Origin of the sequence: Pseudoalteromonas sp. BSi20311, from assembly GCF_000239875.1 — a bacterium.
Classification (GTDB): Bacteria; Pseudomonadota; Gammaproteobacteria; order Enterobacterales; family Alteromonadaceae; genus Pseudoalteromonas.
This window is the reverse complement of the sequence record NZ_BADU01000069.1, coordinates 1-20,477: the sequence shown is the minus strand read 5'-3', so window position 1 is coordinate 20,477 and position 20,477 is coordinate 1. Positions and strand designations below refer to the sequence as shown.

Sequence of the window (20,477 nt, the reverse complement as noted above, 5' to 3'; positions counted from 1 at the left end):
CACTAACGGCCTGTTATGGTAAACACCTCTGCTTTCGATGATTATTACAAGGTAACTGTGCTGCATGGCTAATCAATTAAATGTACTGGGAACTCGCTTACAACTGTGTTGTGGTAATGGTGGCTATACCCGTGAAGGGTTTTGCTATGTGCCAGATTCAGACTTTGGCAATCACAGTGTATGCGCCATTATGACCGACGAATTTTTGCAGTTTTCTAAAGCGCAAGGTAACGATTTAATTAGCCCTAATCCTTTGTATGATTTTGCTGGCTTAAAAGCTGGCGACAAATGGTGCTTGTGCGCAGTGCGTTGGTATCATGCCATTGCTGCAAACGTTGCTCCTCCTGTGGTACTTGAAGCTACAAACCAAAAAGCGCTCGACATTATTCCGTTTGACGTATTAAAAGCGCATCAATATCAAAAAACGCTATAACGATTAAACACTGAACCCAGTTTTCTTTTGCCTAAATAGCGTAGGCAAAAAGAGTCCTTAACGTGCCCCTGTTTTAAACGTGCTTTTTTGCAGAATTTACAAAAAAGTGCATATTTTTCATATGCACTTAAGTTTGTTGCTTTGAAAAATACCGCCAATTAAAAATTAAAACAATAATTTCAGCAACTTAAAATAACAATACTATCGGCATGAGCATTGCTTCTATTAATACAAGACGTGTTCGTTATCGCAATTAAAACACTCACTTGAGTTAAGCGAGCACTATTTTGAAATAGTAGGAGGCATAATGAGTAACAGTAATAATGCAAACAAAGTCGCTGAATTTACCGCTCCCGGTGTAGAAAACGAATCAGCAAATAAAGCAATATCTGTTCTAGAAGATCGCATGGTAGCGCTAATTGATTTACAGCTAACTTTAAAACATATTCATTGGAATGTAGTAGGTCCAAACTTTATTGGCGTACATGAAATGCTAGACCCTCAAGTTGAAACCGTGCGTGAAATGACCGACACCATAGCAGAACGTATTGCCACTTTAGGCGGCGTCCCTGTTGGTACACCAAAATCAATTGTCGATCGTCGTACATGGGAAGACTACGCTATAGGCAAAGGTTTAGTAACCGAGCACTTAGCTGCATTAGACAAAGTATATAACGGCGTTAACGGTGATCACCGTAAAGCTATAGAATCACTTGCTGAGCTTGATCCGGTATCTGAAGATATGATCATTGCGCAACTTGCCGAGCTTGAGCAATATCAGTGGTTTGTTCGTGCCCATATAGAGTCATCTACGGGTCAATTGAACAGCTAATTTTAAATTGATATACATTGAGCCCAGCAAATATGCTGGGCTTTTTATTTTTTCACTATATCCATCTCATCATTAAGCTAAAACCATCATATTTAATCCACTATAACGCGTTTAGTTACTATACTTATTTTTATACAGAACTTACTATCTACTCCTTATTATTAAAGGGATTTTTCAGTGTTGTCGCGTTTATATAATTTTATGCCTGGTTTACAAACGTTGTTTAATTATCAGCGCCAATGGCTTGCCGACGATATGCGAGCAGCCTTATCAGTTGCAGCCGTGGCATTGCCTGTAGCTATTGCTTATGCGCAGCTTACCGGCGTAAATGCCGCCGTTGGTCTCTATTCTTGTATCTTACCTATGATGCTTTACGCACTATTTGGTACCTCTAAACAGCTTATTATTGGCCCTGATGCCGCAACCTGTGCGGTGATTGCCGCAGTAGTGACTCCACTTGCCGCAGGCGATAGCTTTAAACATTGGCAATTAGTGATCACCATGACCGCAATGACAGGTATCTGGTGCTTTATTGCCAGCCGCTTTAAACTAGGTGTACTTGCTGACTTTTTATCAAAACCTATTTTAATGGGACTGCTCAATGGCGTAGCTATTACCATTATTGTTAGCCAGTTTTCAAAAGTATTTGGTTTTACCTTTGACGAACGCTACTTACTGGAGCGTTTAGGAGGTGTGCCAACCTATTTATCGCAAACTCATATTCCCACCTTGCTAATGGCTTTATTAACACTGAGTGCCTATTTCGCTTTCAAACGTATTAAACCAAGTTGGCCTGCCTCTATGCTGGCAATCACATTGGCTGCAACCTTAGTTTGGTTATTCAACTTAGAACAATTTGAGATAAAAACCATTGGCGTTGTAACGGGTGGCTTACCTATATTTAACCCTCCGATGTTTGATATTGGGGTGATCCGTGAGCTCGTAGTTCCTGCACTTAACTTAGCCATAGTCAGCTTTGTAAGTATGATGTTGACCGCACGAAGCTTTGCTGCAAAAAATGGCTATGACATTAATCCAGATAAAGAATTTAGAGCCTTAGGTATTGCCAATTTAGCCTCAGCATTGTCACAAGGCTTCGCTGTTAGTGGTGCTGACTCGCGTACGGCTGTTAACGACAATGCCGGCGGTAAAACTCAATTAGTATCGATTATAGCGGCTGTTATTATTGCCATCATTGCGTTATTTTTAACGGCTCCCCTTGAGTATATTCCCAGTGCAGCACTGGGAATTGTGCTTATTATTGCTTCAATTCATCTCATCGATTTAAAGGCGTTATGGCAATTAAAATTTAAAGATAAGCAAGCATTCTACTTAGCATTAACTACGTTATTTGCGGTGTTGTTTATTGGTGTAATCCCTGGCATAACGCTTGCTGTATTATTGGGTTTATTTCAATTTATCCGCAGCGTTATGCGTCCATCTGACACTATTTTAGGTATTGATGCCAAAGGGGTAGTAAGAAGCCTCGACGAAACAGATAAAGCCAAAGCGATACAAGGCGTTTTTATTTATCGATTCAATTCGCCTTTAACTTACTTTAACGTGGGTTACTTTAAACGTCGCTTATTAGAGCAATACGCCCGCCAGAAAGACGATATAGAATGCGTTATTATCGACGCTGTACCTTGTTTTACTCACCTTGATTTAAGTGTAATGAGCATGCTTGCCGACTTAGATGTAATTTTTAAAAAGCGCCATATTCGTTTAGAGCTTGCTGGCAGAAAACGTCAATTGCTCGCTTGGTTTAAAACGGCAGGAATTACATCTGGTAAAGAGGGGATTTATGTTCACTCAGACTTGTATATCGCCCTACAAAAAAACAGTGTGAGTCAACATATTACTGAAGCCGCTTTATTTAAATCGCCTAACCAAAGCTCAGCTTAGTTAGAATTATTAGTTATCATCTACTACACTCAAATTGTAGATAAAATATGGTGATGACTCATTTCATTAACTGAAAAATATCTGAGACTCAGTGCAAAGAATGTTTTCTTTATTAACTTGTTAAGCCTTAAAAAGATATCGCAAGCAAAAATGAAAATGCCATACCATGCAGTATCAAAATACTCGTGCAGCCGCTTATTTTATGGCTTATCAAATAAAGCGTTATTGATGAGAACAATTAAGCACTGCAAAAAACCAATTAAAAAATGGAGTTATTATGAAATATACACTCTTAATTGCATGCTTAATGGCACTGGCAGGTTGTGATAAAGGCGTTGATTCACCAAAAGGATTTAGCTTACCCGAGGGTAATGCAGAACAAGGTAAAGCCGTGTTTTTAAAATATAAGTGCTTGGCATGCCATACACTTGCAGGCGTAGAAGATAGCAGCGTAACAAAACATGACGATATTTCTATTAAGCTAGGAGGTAATAAAACCAAAATAATTACTTATGCTGAGCTGGTAACGTCAGTGATTAATCCCTCCCATCGGTTTTCTAGGCCTTATAGACCCGACGCCAGAAATGAAGATGGCAGTTCAAAAATGACGGTATTTAACGATACCATGACCGTATCTGAACTCACCGACTTAGTCACTTTTTTACAACCAAACTATAAACTTATCCCGTACCACAGAACTAATTACCAACTTTACTCTCACTACAAGTAAATATTGATAGCAAAAAAAACCGTTGTTAAACAACGGTTTTCTTTATGCGTTTTATCTACTCGGCATTAACCATTTCTTCAAACTTCATACCGGTTAGCTTAGTCAGCACTTTAATTACATATATAAAAATACCAATAAGCATCAGCATAGAAGGAATGGCAATAACGGGATAACTTAACAGGGTCATTTCACCAAGTTGTTCGTTAAATTCCACACTTCCTGCGGGGCTAGTAACAATCCATTTAGCTAAGAGGTAATTCATAGTTGATGAAAACACAAAGGTCAGCGCTAATAAGTAATTAGCGTTAGTAATTTTTTGTTTAAAGCTTTGCGTATTGCCGCGTTCAGCAAGGGCATCGTAAATAGTGTCTAACTTGAATAAAAGTGAGTTTAATAAAAGTTTGGCTAGCAAGGGCTTACCAAAAAAGCCCGACATTAGCACTGTAAAACCAATAATTGCCGGTATAGCCGCTTCTTTAATTGCTAACCACTCAACGTTAAGCTCAAACAGCGCTATACCACCGGTAAGTAAAGTACTTAAAAAGCCCAAAAGTGAAATAAAGTTTAATGAGCCCGCTTTTATAAAATCATAAATACCATAACTAATAGGAAATATGAGCGCCACAATTAAGCCAACCACACTGCCTAAATATTCAGGGCCAGAGAACTTCATTAAAATGACTGAAGGAATGATGATATTAAATACTATTTCGATAAGCGGATTATTTTTTTTACGCTGCTTTGTGGCTTGATTATGACTGGTCATTGTTAATTCCAAAAAATATTACTGCTGCCATCACTTTCCTCCTGTGTGGAGTAAATAATGTTTTAAAGTGCCTTGAAACATAATACCTGCAATACAGCCGCTATTCTAGCGCAGCACTAAATCGTATTATTTTATTATGTGGAGCTTACACTGCCATGAAATAGGTATAAATTAAGCCGTTAAATTAAATCATCGGTCGTAATTTAGGTTCTCAAAGACTATATTTAACCTATAAAAAATAAATTAGCTTCAATCCATGCTCATTGCTCAGTATTTTTATAAACCATCCCTTTGGTTGCTTTTATTAATTGCTTGTTTTCATCAACCCGTAAATGCTAAACATATTATTGCTGTTGCAGAATTAAGTGGACTCTTTCAACATGCAGCCAATAATGAAGAGCAAGGGGTTTATCATGCGTTGTTAACCAAAGCCCTTGAAGATACTGAGCTAAATAAAAAATATATTATTGAAATCATGCCAATGAAGCGTGCCAAACTGGAGTTTTTAAAAGATCGCGTTGCTTGCTACGCACCTGGAGAAGACACCTTTGATGGCTCTGAGGGCATTGCTCTACCAAATAATATTTTACACAGTACTCCATATAATAAAGCGCTGATCAAAGTGGTGTCTAATAGCCCAGAGCGGATTATTTCGAACTTAGGGCATATTGATGATAACGATATTGTTAGTATTGTTAGAGGGGTACCCAGTAGCCGTGAGCTAGATAGAATAAAAGAAAAGGCCAAAATAGTTATAGAAGTAAATAGCGAAATGGAAAGCTTGCAACTGCTGTTACTTGGCCGGGTCGATTTAATCTTGGCTTTTTACCCCGATATTACCTTTGCATATAAAGAATTAAACATAAACTCTCACCTCCCTTATAGTGACAGCTATTCACCAGTAGAAATAAACGACAATATTATTTGCCACCCCCGCTATAAAAAAGACTTCGATAAAATAAATAAAAAAATAGCTGAATACCTACAAAATGGTGAAATGAAAATACTGTTAAATGATTACTTCATGCGCTCATGATATTAATAATACATATTTACAGTTTACATATAGCTGGCCTATAAAAACTGATTTATACAGCTTGGAAAACATCGGCGCTTGCTCTAGTATCTAATTGTCTTAGCTCAATAATTTGCATTTTAATGAAATCATTTCCATCACTGTATTTTGCCAATTTATTTTTAATTATTGGTACCGGCTTACTTACAACCTATTTAGCCCTGTATTTAGGTAAGCAAGGCACGTCCACATTTTGGATAGGCTTAATGACCTCGTGTTATTACCTTGGCTTGTTGCTGGGCTCTAAACTTGGTTACCACCTAATAAAATCGGTAGGCCACATTAGAACCTTTGCCGCCAGTACCGCTGCTGTGACAGCCTGTGTGGCCGCCCACGGGGTAAGCGATAACCTATACATATGGCTTGCTTTAAGGCTGTTTGTTGGCTTAGGTATGATGTGTAATTACATGGTGCTAGAAAGCTGGCTAAACGAGCAATCAGCGCCTGAATCTCGCGGGCGAGTCTTCTCTTTTTATATGATCACCTCCTACCTAGGCATGATTTTAGGGCAACTAGCGCTCGCACAATTTCCTGAGCTAGGGTATGCGCCGCTATTTTTAGTGTGCATGGCGTTGGCTATCGGCATTATTCCAATTTCTATCACTCGCAGAATTCACCCAAAACCGTTAAAACCGATAAAAATGAGCCTATTTGATTACGCTAAAAAGGTGCCTCAGTCGCTTACTGCGGTACATTTCGCGGGCATTATTAATGGTAGTTTTTATGGTCTAGCGCCTATTTTTGCTAAGCTATCTGGCTTTGGCGCCGCTGAAATTGCTATTTTTATGTCGGTGACTATTTTTGCTGGCTTGTTAGCACAATGGCCTATGGGGATGCTCTCCGACCGTATTCGCCGCAGTGTGTTAATTCGTACTAATGCAGCAGCTATCGGAATTGTAAGTTTGGCATTGTTTTTATTACCTACCTCACAGCCTATTGCCTACATACTCACTTTTATATTTGGTTTGTTTGCCTTTACTTTATATCCGCTGTGTTCGGCACTGGCCAATTCGCGGGTTGAAGACGAAGAACGCGTAGGCGTATCATCTGCATTATTAGTCGCTTTTGGCGCTGGTGCTGCAATAGGCTCAACAGTTAACGCACAGCTTATGAGCTACTTTGGTCACCCAGCATTGTATGCGTCTATTTCACTATTAACCGTGGCCATGTATTTACTGCTGACCTTTATTAACTCAAAACAAAAAGTTGAACAGCCTGAACCCAGTGATTATGTGGTCGGTACATCCGATGTTACAAACTCGCCACTGGCCGCTACGATGGATCCGCGCATTGAAGAAACCACAGCACAAGATCAAATGCTGGTTGTAGATGAAGAAGAAGATGAAGATGATGATGAATTTTTTGAGCATCCCCAAGGCAAGCTGTTTAAAGACCTGGAAAACGAGCAAAAAAATGCATAGCGCTTAGCTATGCATTTTAGTAACTCAATCGCGCTCATTATTGGGCGAGTATAAAAGCCGATTAACGCACTTGATGTAAAAAGTATAAGTACTTTTCGTATTGGTCAATAATATCAGCAATTAACTGATTTTTACTGTAGCCACAAATATTGTATTGCTGAGAACCCTCTTGCAAGTACACCTCAATATAATACTGAGAAGTATGCTTAATATCGCTGCGCTCCCCCATAAAGGTAGGTATTGATGTTTCACGCGCCCAAGTTCCATAAATAAAGTCGGTTTCACTGCCATGCCCCACGACTAAAGCACAGTGAGTTTGGTCAACATCAACACGAGTTTCTAAGCCTTCATTTTTAAATACCTCAGCCACATCGCTCATGGCATCAATAATATTGGTATGCATAAATTCCAGCGCTTCTGTTTTTGTGGCATAGCAATTAAATGCGATAAATGCTGCTGCCAGCCCACATCTTGGATACGCGACAAACTGCTTGGTGTAGCCTGATTAAGGTGCTGAATATTATCGCGTTTAATCACTTCCACACGCAGTGATTTAAATAACCCATGGACTACCCGACTTATCGCCTACCGAAATAGTCCTGCACTTACAGCCGCAATTAAATGATGCATCTAAAAAGTTAGCCGACAAAATCAGAGAAAATATTAATAGTATTTAAGCAATAGAAGTTAGTACTCATTAACGCTTGTTAACATCTATTAACAATGAAAAGTAATAATAATTGCATATTTATCGCTTTTTGTTTATAAATGGGCACGGAACGGATTCTTGAATAATGTCATAAGCTTATCAGTATAAGTACATCCCCAAGTGTTCGTTTAATTATTTACCCCCAACGAACATTGGAAAATTTCATGTTAAAAAATAAAAAACATTTAGCAACAGCCCTTATTGCTGCACTTGCAGCTGCCACTTTATCTGGTTGTGCAACTACTTCATCAAAAGCTATAGACACACCAACAGTCGCAACTTACAACACCACTTACTCTGGCACCAAGAGTAAATTAGTTGTGGGTCAGTTTGTAAATCGCTCAAGTTTTCAAAATGGTATATTTTCATCAGGCCAAGATCGCTTAGGTAGCCAAGCAAAAACAACCTTAATGAGCCACTTACAACAAACTAACCGTTTTAGTGTGCTGGATCGCGACAATATGCAAGCACTTGCAGAAGAAGCTAAATTAACAGGCGCAAAGCAAGTAATTAGCGGTGCAAAGTTTGTAGTAACTGGCGATGTAACTGAATTTGGCCGTAAAGCCATAGGTGATCGCCAATTATTCGGTTTACTAGGAAAAGGCAAATCACAAATTGCATACGCCAAAGTAACACTTAACATTGTTGATGTAACAACATCAGAAGTTATTTACTCAGTACAAGGTGCTGGCGAGTACAGCTTATCAGAGCGTGAAGTAGTTGGCTTTGGTAGCACAGCTTCATACGATGCAACATTAAACGGAAAAGTACTCGATTTAGCGATTCGTGAAGTGGTAAATAAACTAGTTACTGGTCTTGAATCGGGTCAATGGGGTAGTAAAGCATGAAAAAGCTAATCGCTACCGCTATAGTATGCGTCGCGCTTACTGGGTGTAATAACACCAAAGAACCTCTTTATTATTACGGTGACTATAACAGCGCCGTTTATGCTTATTTAAAAGCAGATGAAGTTTCGGTTGAAGAGCAAATAACTATTCTAGAGCAGGTTATTGCTGATGCAGCTAATAACAGTAAAGCAATAGCACCAGGATTACATGCTCATTTAGGTATGCTGTATTTTGATACAGGCAATGCTGTGCAAGGTATTGCTCATTTTGAAACAGAAAAACAATTATTTCCTGAATCAGTTCAGTACATCGACTTTCTTCTAAAATCGGCAAAGGGTGCTTAATATGCGTTATTTAAAGCTAATCTCTATCGCAACATTATTAACAGCACTCGCAGGCTGTGTATCACCGCCACCGAGCCATGATTACAGTGCATTTAGACAAGCAGATCCTCATTCAATTCTTGTGTTGCCTCCTTTAAACAACACACCAGAAGTCATCGCGCCTTATAGCGTAATGACACAAATGATGACTCCTATCGCTGAATCAGGTTTTTATGTATTTCCTGTTGCGGTTGTTGATCAAACCTTTAAAGGTAATGGTTTAACGGTTGCAAACGATATTCACCAAGTGCCCGTTAAAAAGCTACATGATATTTTTGGTGCTGATTCAGCCTTATATATCAACATTGAAGAATACGGTACTAGCTACGTCGTTATTTCAAGTGAAACAGCGGTCACTGTATCAGCAAAACTTGTTGATTTACGCACTGGCGAAGTCCTATGGCAGGATAAGGCAAGAGCATCGTCTGCTGAGCAACAAAACAACAACACGGGTGGTGGCTTAGTCGGAATGCTAGTTGTTGCAGCTATTAATCAAATTGCTGAAACAGTGAGTGATAAAGGCTTTGAAATTGCTGCAATTACTTCTAATCGTTTACTTTCATCAGATACATACAATGGCTTATTGTATGGCCCACGCTCGCCAAACTACGGCCAGCCCGCGCTAAGTGAAAAGAAACAGTAATTTTTAATTAAATATACAAAAGCCGAGTTAAATACTAACTCGGCTTTTTAATTAATTAAATTTTAAAACTATTTCACCCCTTTTCTATTTGCCAACCGTTATAGCTCTGAAACAACATAATAAGTTAATTTGGAGCGGCTTATGCACACACTTGAATTTCCTAAAAACCCCATGTTCAAAACATCAACAGCTGTTATTGGCGGTGCTGTGATGACCTTTATTGCATTTGCCTTTATGCAATACTTAATTAGTGGCGAACAAAGAGCACCTATAAAATTGGGTGATGATATTACTGTTGAGATTTTTCAAGCACCAGAAGATAAACAAACCACGCATATTAAAAGAATACCGCCACCACCCACACCTAAAGTGCCGCCTAAAGCACCACCACGTGTAACACCTAGTAATGAGCCAATAACAGCAATAAGCACAGCACCACCCATAGTAATTGACGGATTTGGTAACGATATGAAGCAAACACTTACCCGCCCTACGGGAGATGCTTCACCCATTGTGCGCATAAATCCAAAGTACCCAACTAGCGCGGCACGTGATGGTATAGAAGGCTGGGTGCAACTTAGCTTTAATATTTCACCCACTGGTGAAGTGATTGATGCCACGGTAGTAAATTCGGAGCCAAAACGCATATTTGATCGCGAAGCACTTCGCGCCATTAAGCGCTGGAAATATCGTCCAAAAGTAATTGAAGGTGTGGCACAATTACAAACAGGTCAAACCGTACAGCTTGATTTTAAATTAGACAGTTCGCAGTAAAGGAATAAGCGCCTATGCTATTGAGTATTAAGTCATGGTTATTTGAAGCGCCAAGCAAAGACTGCATGGCGCGGTATGCAAAAAGTGGCGACAACCGCCACTTAGAGCAGCTTATTGCCTTATACAGTAACGATTTATATCATTACTTAGTTACCCAGTCTAATACACATTTAGCATACGACGTAAGCCAACAAACATGGCTAAAGGTTATTGAAAAGCGCCATCTGTACCAAGCACAAACCACGCCCAAAGCCTGGTTGTTTCGACTAGCACGTAACACATTAGTAGACGAATACCGCAAACAGCAACACTTTGTAGAGCTTGACGAAAACAGCCAACTGCCTGCGCAAAATAACAATCAAAATGAATTAACAAATAGTGATTCGCATATAGGTGACACACACATAAGTTATGAAGCGTTTAATGCTGCGCTCAAGCAACTTAGCTTTGTGCAGCGCGAAGCCATCACCTTACAACAAGAAGGCTTTAGCCTTGCCGACATAGAGCTTATAACGCAAAGCAACGCCCAAACCATAAAAACAAGGCTACGCTACGCCAAACAAAACCTAAAACAATTATTAGGAGACCGTAATGAACAAGCCTGATGAGCAGTTTAATGAAAAGCTCACACAACATTATAATGAGCGAAAAGCACGTACCAGACTTTCGCACGCTCAGCAACAGGCGTTAAAACATAGCGTAATCCAAAAACAACCTAAAAAGCTTGGCTTTTCTCTGCAACTCACAAGCCTTACCTGCGCATTGGGCTTACTGGCTTTTATAGTGCTCGACAGTAGCAACGTGATAAATACTGCCCCTAAAACCGTATTAAACACCATAGACATACACGACTACTCGTTTATAACAACGCATGAAATAGATCAAACAGGTAGCTACGCAAGCACCATAACGCAACAAAAACGCGCGCTCGACACCCAACTAGCAAACGACTTACGCCGCCATCAACAACACCATATAGAATACGGCACGCTCGTAAAGGTCGACAACGACTGGTACATAGCCAGCTGCAATGACGAAGTACTGGTACAAATTAAGCAGTCACTGCTCAGTGATTTAAAGGGAAGACACGCAGTAGAAAGTAATATCAATACCGGTGATATGCTCGCTATGGCGCATAACGGCAAAGGGCAGATTATTGCGCTGAAGCATGCTGGGGCTGGGGTTAAGATGTGCGGGGCTTAGGTGGTTTAGCTCAGTTAAGATTGGTGGTAATTTAGATAAATTACCACCGAGAACACAGAGGCGCTTCGCGCTGCACAGAGGTAGTTAACTATCGCCCATATAATCTAATGGTGAGGAAAGCTCTATAAAATCACGATATTGCTCTTTAGTAATTTTGTTATATGCGTCTTTTACATAAATATATTTAATCAAAGACTTAGCCACTTCATATTGAGTAGAATCATTGCATTCCCGTAATTCATTTTCAGCTTGCTCTAATTCAGTTAACTTCCCCCCCCGCGTGTTTCCAAATCCTGCAAAAACAAGTGATGTTTCAACTATAAAAATTTGGCAGAAAAAATACTCTATGTAATGCTTTAATTTAATTACTTTCTTCGTATCTTTGTAGCGGTTAATTATACAGTTCAGATCCTTGCTATATAATTTTGAATCAATAAAAAATATAACATCTCTTTCTAAGTCTCGGGGTAGTATTTTTTCTGATAAATAATCAGATAACCTTATATTTGGTGTTTCACCTTTCTTATTTAATTTTGTTCTCTTAAATCTACCATTTATAATTTCTTCATAAAGAGGGTGATCTTTTTCATAGATACAAAACAAAACAGCGAGTACGAGTACATCTACTTTTTTATCACTTGGTAAATTTACAATAATGGCAGTAATGCGTTCAGTAATTTGAATAGCTGTTCTAGGCGGCACCTGGAACGCATCTAAAACAACTGAGATATTAGCTAAAGCAGTTTCGGGGATTTCTGTGCGGGGGAGTAGCTCAATATTTTTACTTTTTAAATACGCAGATTCAAATTTAGTTGTATCACTATGTACTGATAAAAAATCCTTCAAAGCAGGACGCTTTAAGCTATAGCGACTATTAAAAAAGCGACCTAAATAAATCTTAGCGTCAAACCCTTCACCATAAATTGATTTGATTGTATGCTGCAATTGCTCAGTATCTGTTGCCACAACAAACACGATGCCTTTAACATCAAAAATGTGCTTAATAGTCTCTAGCATTTCGACCGCATAACTTGGGCGACAACGGTCTAATTCATCAATAAAAATAAATATCGGTAATGACTTATCTTCCTGCTTTTCAAACTTACTGACCCAGTCTGCTAACTTAGACTTTATTACTTCGATACTTTTATTTTTTGCTTCATGATCTTTAATCAAATTTTGTGCAAGCGCTTTTACTGCTGGTGAAAAGTCGCTACCAGTCAGCTTATTGGTATTTTGATTCTGATCGTTATCAATTTCATCATCAGAAAATAACAATGCATGCAGTTCATCTATATCTATGCCTGATATTTTTTTAGTTAAGCCTTGTGCAATAGCGGGTGCAACAGCCTTAAACATCGAAACTGCGCTTTTAGGAATAGTTATATCAAATTTCGCCTGAAGTTGTAGCTGCTTAATGATCCCCGCAATTACAGTTAAAAATGGATCGTCTGAATAGTCTTGCTGCCATGCATCAATATAAACGACAGGATAATCTACTATTAATTCTTGTGACCAACGCTTAAGAAAATAGGTTTTACCTGCTCCCCATTCTGCATTAAGATTCAATACATAGTTTTTCTTTTGCTCTTCATCAGGTCTGGCTTTGTCAAAACCTTCTTGAGCCAATAGCCTTGATAAGAATGTAGCGTAGCGGGCTCGATCTAATTTATCAGCAGGAAAATACTCCCCAAGTAAACGGTTTGGCTTGTTCCAGTTGAAGTCTTTAATATCGTGCATTTAATTTCCCTTTAAATCATTCTTTTTCACATAGTGCCATACAATATGCAATAAACGTAACCTATTAATAAAAAGCTATTATTTATCTCTGTGTAGCGCGTAGCGCCTCGGTGCTCTCGGTGGTGATCAATCTTAAACAAAAAAGCCTGCAGATTTGCAGGCTTTAAACTCACTCACTTTGTTGGGTTTCGCTACGCTCTACCCAACCTACAAAACAATTAAGCTCGTTACCAAGTAAGCTATAAACGTTAGGCCACCGCCTACTAATGCATAGGGTAATTGGGTTTTAACGTGGGTAAGTAGGTCACAGCCTGAGGCGATGGCTGATACTGCGCTGGTGTCGGATATAGGGGAACAATGATCGCCAAATATCCCGCCGCCTAAAATAGCGCCTACCACCAGCGATGGCGGTAAGCCAAGCGCTTGAATAAGCGGTACGCCAATGGGGATAAGTATGGCAAACGTGCCCCACGATGTACCTGTAGTAAACGACATAACCGCGCCAGTTAAAAACAGCACTGGCACTATTAAATATATTGGTAAGTAATCGCCAACCAAAGATGCCACAAACACGCCTGTACCTAGCTCCTTTAAGCTTGCGCCCAAGGTCAGCGAGAGCAATACAATACTTACCAGTGGGAGTAATTCGCCCATGCCTTTAAAGCCGGTATCAACAAGTTGGTGGTGGGTAAACTGGCGCGATCCAATCATTAAGCAATAGGCCACAACAATAGCCAGTACCGTGGCATACAATACTGATTTTGAACCGCTGCCCTCGGCAAGTACCCCGTTACCGGTGTAAAACATAAAGCCGACCATGCTAACAATTAGCGTAAGCAATGGCACTAGCATAAAGCGTGCTTTAGAGCCTGTTACTTCTTCTTTTAGTTCGGTCTTTTGTAGCTCTAACTTTTGCTCGGCTACTTTCATTGGCCCGTATACTTTATCGAACGCAATGGTATAAAAAACAATAACCAGGGTGATTATGGCGTAAAAGTTATAGCCTACGCTGCCCCACAATACCGATACTGCCGACTCACCTAATTCGTAATTACCTAACAAGCCCAGTACAAATGCACCCCAGCCGTTTAGTAATATTAAAATACATACAGGTGCGCTGGTGCTATCGATTATATAAGCTAAACGCGCGCGGCTCATTTTAAATTTATCGAACAGGCCGCGAGATAAAATACCCGAGGTAAGCACACTTAAGTTTGACTCTATAAATACCGCAACGCCGGTAAACATAGTTAAAAAGCCCACTTGGCGCTTACTTTTCGCAACGCCTTTGTTCATCAACAAATTAACGGTAGCAGCAACACCGCCAGATTCGCGAATATAGGCAAGTAAGGCGCCTATTAAAATACTAAAGATGAGTATACGGGTATTACCGGGGGAACTTGCTACAGCAACTATGCGTTCAATGCTATTTAAAAACGTAGTAAATACGCTATTTCCTTCACCTTGTAATGCGAGTAAAAATTCCGATGAAATTACCGCAACAAGCAGCGCCATAATGACTTCTTTGCGCCAAAACACAATAATAATGGCAATCAGCGGTGGCAAAATAGAATACCAATGCATAAACAAACCTTTTTAATTTTTATAATAAACGCGGCTTTAACAGCCTTGGTTAGTTAATAGTAAGCAGTTAACTTAATAGATTTACACCATTAAGTCACTCACTGAGTTTACTGATTTAACAGCGCCTCATAAATTAATGAAACAATAGAACCATATTGAGCTGTTTCATAGTTTTTACCTACAAACTGATAACGTTTTTCACTACCTTTAATTGGTGAATGGCGTGCATTGGTAAGTAAGATGATGGCTAAATCGTAAGCGGGATCAATCACAGTTACTGTGCCAGTCCAACCTGTGTGTCCATAAGCTTGTGGGCTGGCATACGGGCCAAAGTGCCAGCGCCGCGCTTGATTATTTCCTGCAAGACGAAAACCTAAGCCGTAGGTTTCATCGGTACTTTGTGGGGTTAAAAACTGCGCCAAGCTGCTGGCATTAAAAATTTGCTTATCGCCGTAACCGCCCTTGTTGAGTAACACTTGGCATAAAACGGCTAAATCGGGGGCATTACTAAATAGTCCGGCATGGCCTGCTACACCATCAAGTGAGTAAAAAGCACGCTCGTCATGCACCTGTCCTTGCAACACATTGGTGCGAATATTATCAAAATGAATACGGCCATCTCGGGTATTACCACTAAGCTCTGTGGCGGCAAATTGCTGACGGTTAAAGCCTTTTTTAAGGGGGTTAAATAAGGTGTTATTGAGCTTTAAAGGCGCGTAAATATGCTGCTCTAGGTATTCATCGAGTGGTTGGCCGCTAATACGCTCAATTAAAACACCTAAAATCATGTAATCAATGTCAGAGTAAACATGCTGGGCGCTTGGCTCACTGGCTAGTGGCACGCTGGTAAGCAGTAATTGTTTGGTGGTGTCGCTGGCTTGTGAAAAAAACACCTCGCCATAGCGGGTGTCTTTTCGATGAAAGTCGAACACTGGCGGATAACCGGCTTTATGAGTGAGTAAGTCTTTAACTTGGCGCAGCTCTCGTCCATCGCCTTGGTATTCTGTTAGGTAATCACTCACTCTGTTATTTATATTTAATCGCCCTTCGCTCACAAGCTTCATTAGTGCAAAGTTAGTGGCAAATATCTTTGTGTTTGAGGCTAAATCAAAGAGTGTATTTGTTTGCATAGGCTCTGGGCGTAACAACATTAAGTCATTTTGCTGATATTGCTTGGCATCACCATAAGCGGTTAATTTTAATATCTTACCCGCTTTAAGAATCGCTAGTACCGCACCAGGAAAGCCCGCACTTACATCTTTTTCTATTAGCTTATCTACCGCGCTAAAATCAATGGTTTTAGCCGCTGAGCTATTTAGAGTAGCAAAGGCAAATCGCAGCGTTAAACTGCCGTCAGCAGGTTGAATGTTATCAACCTTAAAAGTGTTAACTCCGTTGTGAGTGTACTGCCCTAAATTAAAGGCATACTCAGTATTTTTTTGCAGGGTATCAAGCGCTAACTTTTTATTATTAATATAAATATCGGCACTTAAGGCGCTTTCATTTTGTAGTAATAATTGCCCGCGCCCTTTATACGCTTTAAAGGTCCCACGATTATTTACATATTCTCGGCTACTGGGGTTGGACTCAGGAAAGGTAGCAATAACTTGCGCATTAGCGAGGCTCTGTATTTGATTAGGAATAAACGGGCGCTGAGATTTAATTGCACTGCTTGCGCCACTGCAACCGGTAATAATAAAGCAAAGCGCAATTGTCAGCGCGTTAAAAAAAGTACGCTTTGCTAACACGGAAAAATTTAAATACACACTCATTCCTTTATTGGTAGAGCAAATAAGGCGCTCTTTGCTGTTTAAATTGCTCAAGCCCCGCTTGCCAACTTTGCTTAATTTCCTCAGCTGTTCGCCCCGCTTCTATGGCAAGTCTGAGCTGATCAGTTCCTGCGAGTTTATCCATAAAATCGGCACGTTCAAAAAACACCTGCTTAGCCTGTGTAAGCTGCTGGTAAGCATTAATTAAATAATTTAAGTTTAAGCCTGTGATATTACTATGGCGTAAATCAATCCCTTTCACCATTTGGTCTTTAAATTTAGGATTAAGCGCTGCGCCTTTTATTGAACGCGGGGTAAAGCTAAAGTCCCCAAGTGCTACTGGTGAATAACCAATAACCTGAAATGCAAAGTCAGTTCCTCTACCTATGCTAACAGGGGTTGCTTCAAAAAAGCAAAGTGATGGATAAAGCGCAATTGATTGATCGTTGGGTAAATTAGGGCTTGGTTTTACCGGCAAACTGTATGGTGTTGTGCGGCTGTAGCCGACAACAGGGATCACGTTTAGCTTTAAATCACGAGCCTGATTGATCCAGCCCTCGCCTTTGATCATGTTAGCAAGCTCGCCTACCGTCATACCGTGTAATACAGGGATTGGATGCATACCCACAAACGATTTAAATTCTGGTTCTAATAATGGGCCGTCAACATAAGCAATATTAGGATTTGGCCTATCGAGTACTATAAATTCAACACTTTGCTCTGCAGCTGCCTCCATCATGTAATGCATAGAGCTTATGTAGGTATAAAAGCGTACGCCCACGTCTTGAATATCAAAAATAATTACATCTACATTTTGCAATGACTCGGGGGTTGGCTTTTTGTGTTTACCGTAAATAGAAATAAGCGCAATACCGGTTTTGCTATCAACGGCGTTTTTAACATGCGCTCCCGCATCATGATCGCCTCGAAAGCCATGCTCAGGTGCAAAAATTTTAGTGATGTTGATGTTTTTAGCCAGCAAGCTATCAACCAGATGTGTTTGACCCACTACAGAAGTTTGATTGACCACCAGCCCGACACGTTTGTTTTTTAATTGCGGTAAGTACAAAGCAAATTGCTCTGCACCAACGGCGATTGCATGTTTAGCCTCATTTGCATGTGTAGCAACAGTAAAAAGTGCGCTTAAAATAAATAAGAATATAAAAAATACGGTTTTAAACATACAGCAAGATCCTTTTAAACAAGACGTTCAAAATAACACAGCCGAGTTTAAAGAGCAGCTTAGGTTTTAGGTTTTAGGTTTTAGGTTTTAGGTTTTAGGTTTTAGGTTTTAGGTTTTAGGTTTTAGGTTTTAGCAATGAGAAACTGTGTTTCTAACGTAAGTAAGCACTACGTCCACATTGAAAATTGACGATGATATTATTTGTAGAATTTAGCTTGCTGGCGTTTAGATTGTGAACTTCTCATTTACTCCTCTTTCATTTCTCTTTGTGCATTTAAATTTTTAAGAGCGTTACTCACAAAGAGGTTAAGAGGCGCTGCGCTTTTAGAGAAGTAATTAAAACTTTATAAGCCAAAAGCAGCGTAACTACGTTTACATTAAAAATGTTGGCGGTGGTGTTACTAAAAAACTACCGTTATTGTTTTATTAAGCTTTTTAAATTTTTACTGTACGTTCTACTCACCTTTAGGTTTTTTTCATTATCTAACACTGCCATGTATTCAGAGTTACGTAATGGATTGAGCTGTTTGATGTGGCTTAAATTAACAATGGTTGATTTATGTATGCGTAAGAAGTCTTCTGGTAAGGTGTTTTTTTCAAGATCTTTTAAACGCGCTCGCATTACATAGGTTTCTATCAGTGTATGAACACACATATAATCGCCTGCGGCATCGATCCATAAAATATCTTTAAACGGAATTATTTGAATCGGGTTTTTAGCATCTTGGATCACTAAGTTTTCGGCTTCAAATTTATAGTCAGAATTAGCAGAAACGGCGATTTCGTCGGGATCATTTTTCACCAATGACTGCTGTACTTCAATTAGCTCGTTTTTACTATTTAGCTTTGCAGTATTAATAACTCTATCAATCGCTTCAGCTAAACGGTCTAACTTAACGGGTTTAAGTAAGTAATCAAGTGCGCGCACTTCAAATGCTTTAACCGCATGTTGGTGAAAAGCAGTAACAAAAATAACCGCTGGGCAGCTTTCTGGCTGAAAATGTTTAATTAACTCAAAGCCTGATTTTGTTGGCATTTCTATATCTAAAAAAACTAAATCTACGTCATGTTTGTTCAGTATATTAATTGCTTCATCAACACTTTGGGCACTGCTAATCACGTCTATTTCGTCAAAAGCTTCCAAACGAATACGTAGCCCTTCAATTGCGCTGTATTCATCGTCAACCAGTAAAGTTTTTAATCGCATCATTATTGCAAACCATTAATAGGAAGAGAAATACACAGCCATGCGCCGCCTGTTTTGGCATTGCCTTTTTCAATGTGGTGGCTGTTTCCATAGATTAATTTTAAGCGTTGCTCACAATTAGCTAAGCCTATGCCTCTTTTTGATTTTTTATTGTCGTTAAACCCTTTGCCAGTATCTGCAACTTTAATGAGCAATGCGGTTTTTGTTTTTTCAACATTGATTGTGATCACCATTTTTTGATCTGCTCGCATGCCATGTTTTAAGGCATTTTCGACTAACGGTTGAATTAATAAAGAAGGGATTAATAAATCGTTGCATGGTTCATCAACGCTTATATTAACCTCTAACCGGTCGGTAAATCGGCATTGCTCTATATCTAAGTAGGTTTTTAATATGGCAATTTCTTCTTTAATCGCTACTTTTTCAAGTGGGTCGGTATACAAGCTATGGCGCAGTAGGTCACATAGTTTTTCGAGCATATTAACAGCCTGCAAACTTTCTTTTTTTAAGATTAAGGTGCAAATGGCATTAATGCTGTTAAACATAAAATGCGGGTTAAGCTGGTATCGTAGCATTTTAAGTTGCGACTCTTTGGCAAGGTGCGTCGCTTCGGCGGCTTTTTGAGTTTGCTCTAAATTATCTAAATAAATTTTAATTGCATAATAAAAAGCAGTCCATGTTGAAAGCATAGTTAACGATGCTGACGTCCAAGTACCAAAGTCAAACCACGACATGGCAAGCCAGCCATTGCCATATAACCATTGCAAAGTGACCCACTTTATTTGTGTCCAAACTAATGTTGCAGTTAACAACAGTATTAAGTGTGATGCGACTTTCGTTTTGAATGCGTGCTTGCTTGAGCAGTTGTAAGCTCTTCTTAAAGCTAGCGTGATCAAAAAGCCACATGTTACATCAATGATTAAATGCGGTATGTGTATTGACCACGGCTCTTCGCTGGGTATTTTAATCATCAGCTCAGTTAGCATTGCATATACAATCCAACCACAACTTTGAAATAACCAGAAAAGGTGGCTTCTGGGGTTTTTGGCATTCACATTCGTAGATCCAGTTTTAAAGGCAGCCGATTATCTTTTCTTTGTCGACTGCCATTGAGTGTGGCTAATTTGCGCAATTTAATTTTGAAGCATTATTATCTGGCTTCTTCGTTAAGGTTACATCTGCAATTGCTAAGCGTAAGTTACGACTAGTTACGCGCAGTACATCTGTTATCTCTGCAGATACATCGCCATCATTACAATTTAACGGTATTGC

20 protein-coding genes are annotated in these 20,477 nt (G+C 39.5%); 12 read left to right on the top strand and 8 right to left on the bottom strand.

What is annotated here, in order from left to right:
• Positions 1 to 64 precede the first annotated feature (64 nt).
• From P20311_RS07670 to P20311_RS07655, 4 genes are all read left to right on the top strand, one after another.
• A complete protein-coding gene (locus tag P20311_RS07670; RefSeq protein ID WP_008111396.1) occupies positions 65 to 433 on the top strand; it encodes a DUF2237 family protein in 369 nt (122 codons plus the stop codon).
• Positions 434 to 740: 307 nt separating this feature from the next.
• Positions 741 to 1,265: a DNA starvation/stationary phase protection protein Dps gene (gene dps / locus P20311_RS07665; protein ID WP_008111394.1), complete on the top strand. Its 525-nt coding sequence runs from the start codon at positions 741 to 743 to the stop codon at positions 1,263 to 1,265.
• Positions 1,266 to 1,442: 177 nt separating this feature from the next.
• Entirely contained in the window at positions 1,443 to 3,170 is a 1,728-nt protein-coding gene (locus P20311_RS07660; protein WP_008111392.1) for a SulP family inorganic anion transporter, read from the top strand.
• A 277-nt stretch (positions 3,171 to 3,447) separates the two neighbouring features.
• Positions 3,448 to 3,900 (top strand): c-type cytochrome, encoded by a 453-nt coding sequence (locus tag P20311_RS07655; RefSeq protein ID WP_008111390.1) that lies wholly within the window; start codon positions 3,448 to 3,450, stop codon positions 3,898 to 3,900.
• A 55-nt stretch (positions 3,901 to 3,955) separates the two neighbouring features.
• Here the strand turns inward: P20311_RS07655 and P20311_RS07650 are convergent, their stop codons facing one another.
• Positions 3,956 to 4,666, bottom strand: a complete 711-nt coding sequence (locus P20311_RS07650; RefSeq protein ID WP_008111389.1) for a VC0807 family protein — start codon at positions 4,664 to 4,666, stop codon at positions 3,956 to 3,958.
• A 256-nt stretch (positions 4,667 to 4,922) separates the two neighbouring features.
• Here P20311_RS07650 and P20311_RS07645 point away from each other — a divergent pair, with 256 nt between their 5' ends.
• Both P20311_RS07645 and P20311_RS07640 read left to right on the top strand, forming a co-directional pair.
• Positions 4,923 to 5,702 carry a hypothetical protein gene (locus P20311_RS07645; RefSeq protein WP_008111388.1) on the top strand — a complete coding sequence of 260 codons (780 nt, stop codon included), beginning with the start codon at positions 4,923 to 4,925 and terminating at the stop codon, positions 5,700 to 5,702.
• Between the two features lie 122 nt (positions 5,703 to 5,824).
• The gene (locus P20311_RS07640) at positions 5,825 to 7,162 is read left to right on the top strand and encodes an MFS transporter (protein WP_008111386.1); all 1,338 of its coding nucleotides are present in this window, start codon (positions 5,825 to 5,827) and stop codon (positions 7,160 to 7,162) included.
• Positions 7,163 to 7,223: 61 nt separating this feature from the next.
• On the opposite strand, the gene P20311_RS07635 is transcribed toward P20311_RS07640, so the two are convergent.
• A complete protein-coding gene (locus P20311_RS07635) occupies positions 7,224 to 7,565 on the bottom strand; it encodes a choline transporter (RefSeq protein ID WP_008111385.1) in 342 nt (113 codons plus the stop codon).
• 470 nt (positions 7,566 to 8,035) lie between these two features.
• On the opposite strand from P20311_RS07635, the gene P20311_RS07630 reads away from it, so the two are divergent.
• From P20311_RS07630 to P20311_RS07605, 6 genes are all read left to right on the top strand, one after another.
• Positions 8,036 to 8,719 carry a CsgG/HfaB family protein gene (locus tag P20311_RS07630; protein WP_008111383.1) on the top strand — a complete coding sequence of 228 codons (684 nt, stop codon included), beginning with the start codon at positions 8,036 to 8,038 and terminating at the stop codon, positions 8,717 to 8,719.
• Entirely contained in the window at positions 8,716 to 9,063 is a 348-nt protein-coding gene (locus P20311_RS07625) for a DUF4810 domain-containing protein (RefSeq protein WP_008111382.1), read from the top strand. Before P20311_RS07630 ends, P20311_RS07625 begins: the two co-directional genes overlap by 4 nt.
• Position 9,064: 1 nt before the next feature.
• On the top strand, positions 9,065 to 9,745 hold the full coding sequence (locus P20311_RS07620) for a DUF799 domain-containing protein (RefSeq protein ID WP_008111381.1): 681 nt from the start codon (positions 9,065 to 9,067) through the stop codon (positions 9,743 to 9,745).
• 141 nt (positions 9,746 to 9,886) lie between these two features.
• Positions 9,887 to 10,519 (top strand): energy transducer TonB, encoded by a 633-nt coding sequence (locus P20311_RS07615; protein ID WP_008111380.1) that lies wholly within the window; start codon positions 9,887 to 9,889, stop codon positions 10,517 to 10,519.
• Positions 10,520 to 10,533: 14 nt separating this feature from the next.
• The gene (locus P20311_RS07610) at positions 10,534 to 11,124 is read left to right on the top strand and encodes a sigma-70 family RNA polymerase sigma factor (protein WP_008111379.1); all 591 of its coding nucleotides are present in this window, start codon (positions 10,534 to 10,536) and stop codon (positions 11,122 to 11,124) included.
• On the top strand, positions 11,111 to 11,722 hold the full coding sequence (locus P20311_RS07605) for a hypothetical protein (RefSeq protein WP_008111378.1): 612 nt from the start codon (positions 11,111 to 11,113) through the stop codon (positions 11,720 to 11,722). Before P20311_RS07610 ends, P20311_RS07605 begins: the two co-directional genes overlap by 14 nt.
• A gap of 84 nt (positions 11,723 to 11,806) precedes the next feature.
• Here the strand turns inward: P20311_RS07605 and P20311_RS07600 are convergent, their stop codons facing one another.
• From P20311_RS07600 to P20311_RS07575, 6 genes are all read right to left on the bottom strand, one after another.
• Positions 11,807 to 13,462 carry a P-loop NTPase fold protein gene (locus P20311_RS07600; RefSeq protein WP_008111377.1) on the bottom strand — a complete coding sequence of 552 codons (1,656 nt, stop codon included), beginning with the start codon at positions 13,460 to 13,462 and terminating at the stop codon, positions 11,807 to 11,809.
• A gap of 207 nt (positions 13,463 to 13,669) precedes the next feature.
• Positions 13,670 to 15,046: a Na+/H+ antiporter NhaC family protein gene (locus P20311_RS07595; RefSeq protein ID WP_008111375.1), complete on the bottom strand. Its 1,377-nt coding sequence runs from the start codon at positions 15,044 to 15,046 to the stop codon at positions 13,670 to 13,672.
• A 107-nt stretch (positions 15,047 to 15,153) separates the two neighbouring features.
• Positions 15,154 to 16,818: a penicillin binding protein PBP4B gene (pbp4b, locus tag P20311_RS07590; protein ID WP_050949644.1), complete on the bottom strand. Its 1,665-nt coding sequence runs from the start codon at positions 16,816 to 16,818 to the stop codon at positions 15,154 to 15,156.
• A gap of 4 nt (positions 16,819 to 16,822) precedes the next feature.
• Positions 16,823 to 17,998 (bottom strand): exo-beta-N-acetylmuramidase NamZ domain-containing protein, encoded by a 1,176-nt coding sequence (locus tag P20311_RS07585; RefSeq protein ID WP_008111371.1) that lies wholly within the window; start codon positions 17,996 to 17,998, stop codon positions 16,823 to 16,825.
• A gap of 415 nt (positions 17,999 to 18,413) precedes the next feature.
• The gene (locus P20311_RS07580; protein ID WP_008111369.1) at positions 18,414 to 19,208 is read right to left on the bottom strand and encodes a LytTR family DNA-binding domain-containing protein; all 795 of its coding nucleotides are present in this window, start codon (positions 19,206 to 19,208) and stop codon (positions 18,414 to 18,416) included.
• Positions 19,208 to 20,191, bottom strand: a complete 984-nt coding sequence (locus tag P20311_RS07575; RefSeq protein ID WP_008111366.1) for a sensor histidine kinase — start codon at positions 20,189 to 20,191, stop codon at positions 19,208 to 19,210. Before P20311_RS07575 ends, P20311_RS07580 begins: the two co-directional genes overlap by 1 nt.
• Positions 20,192 to 20,477: the final 286 nt, after the last annotated feature.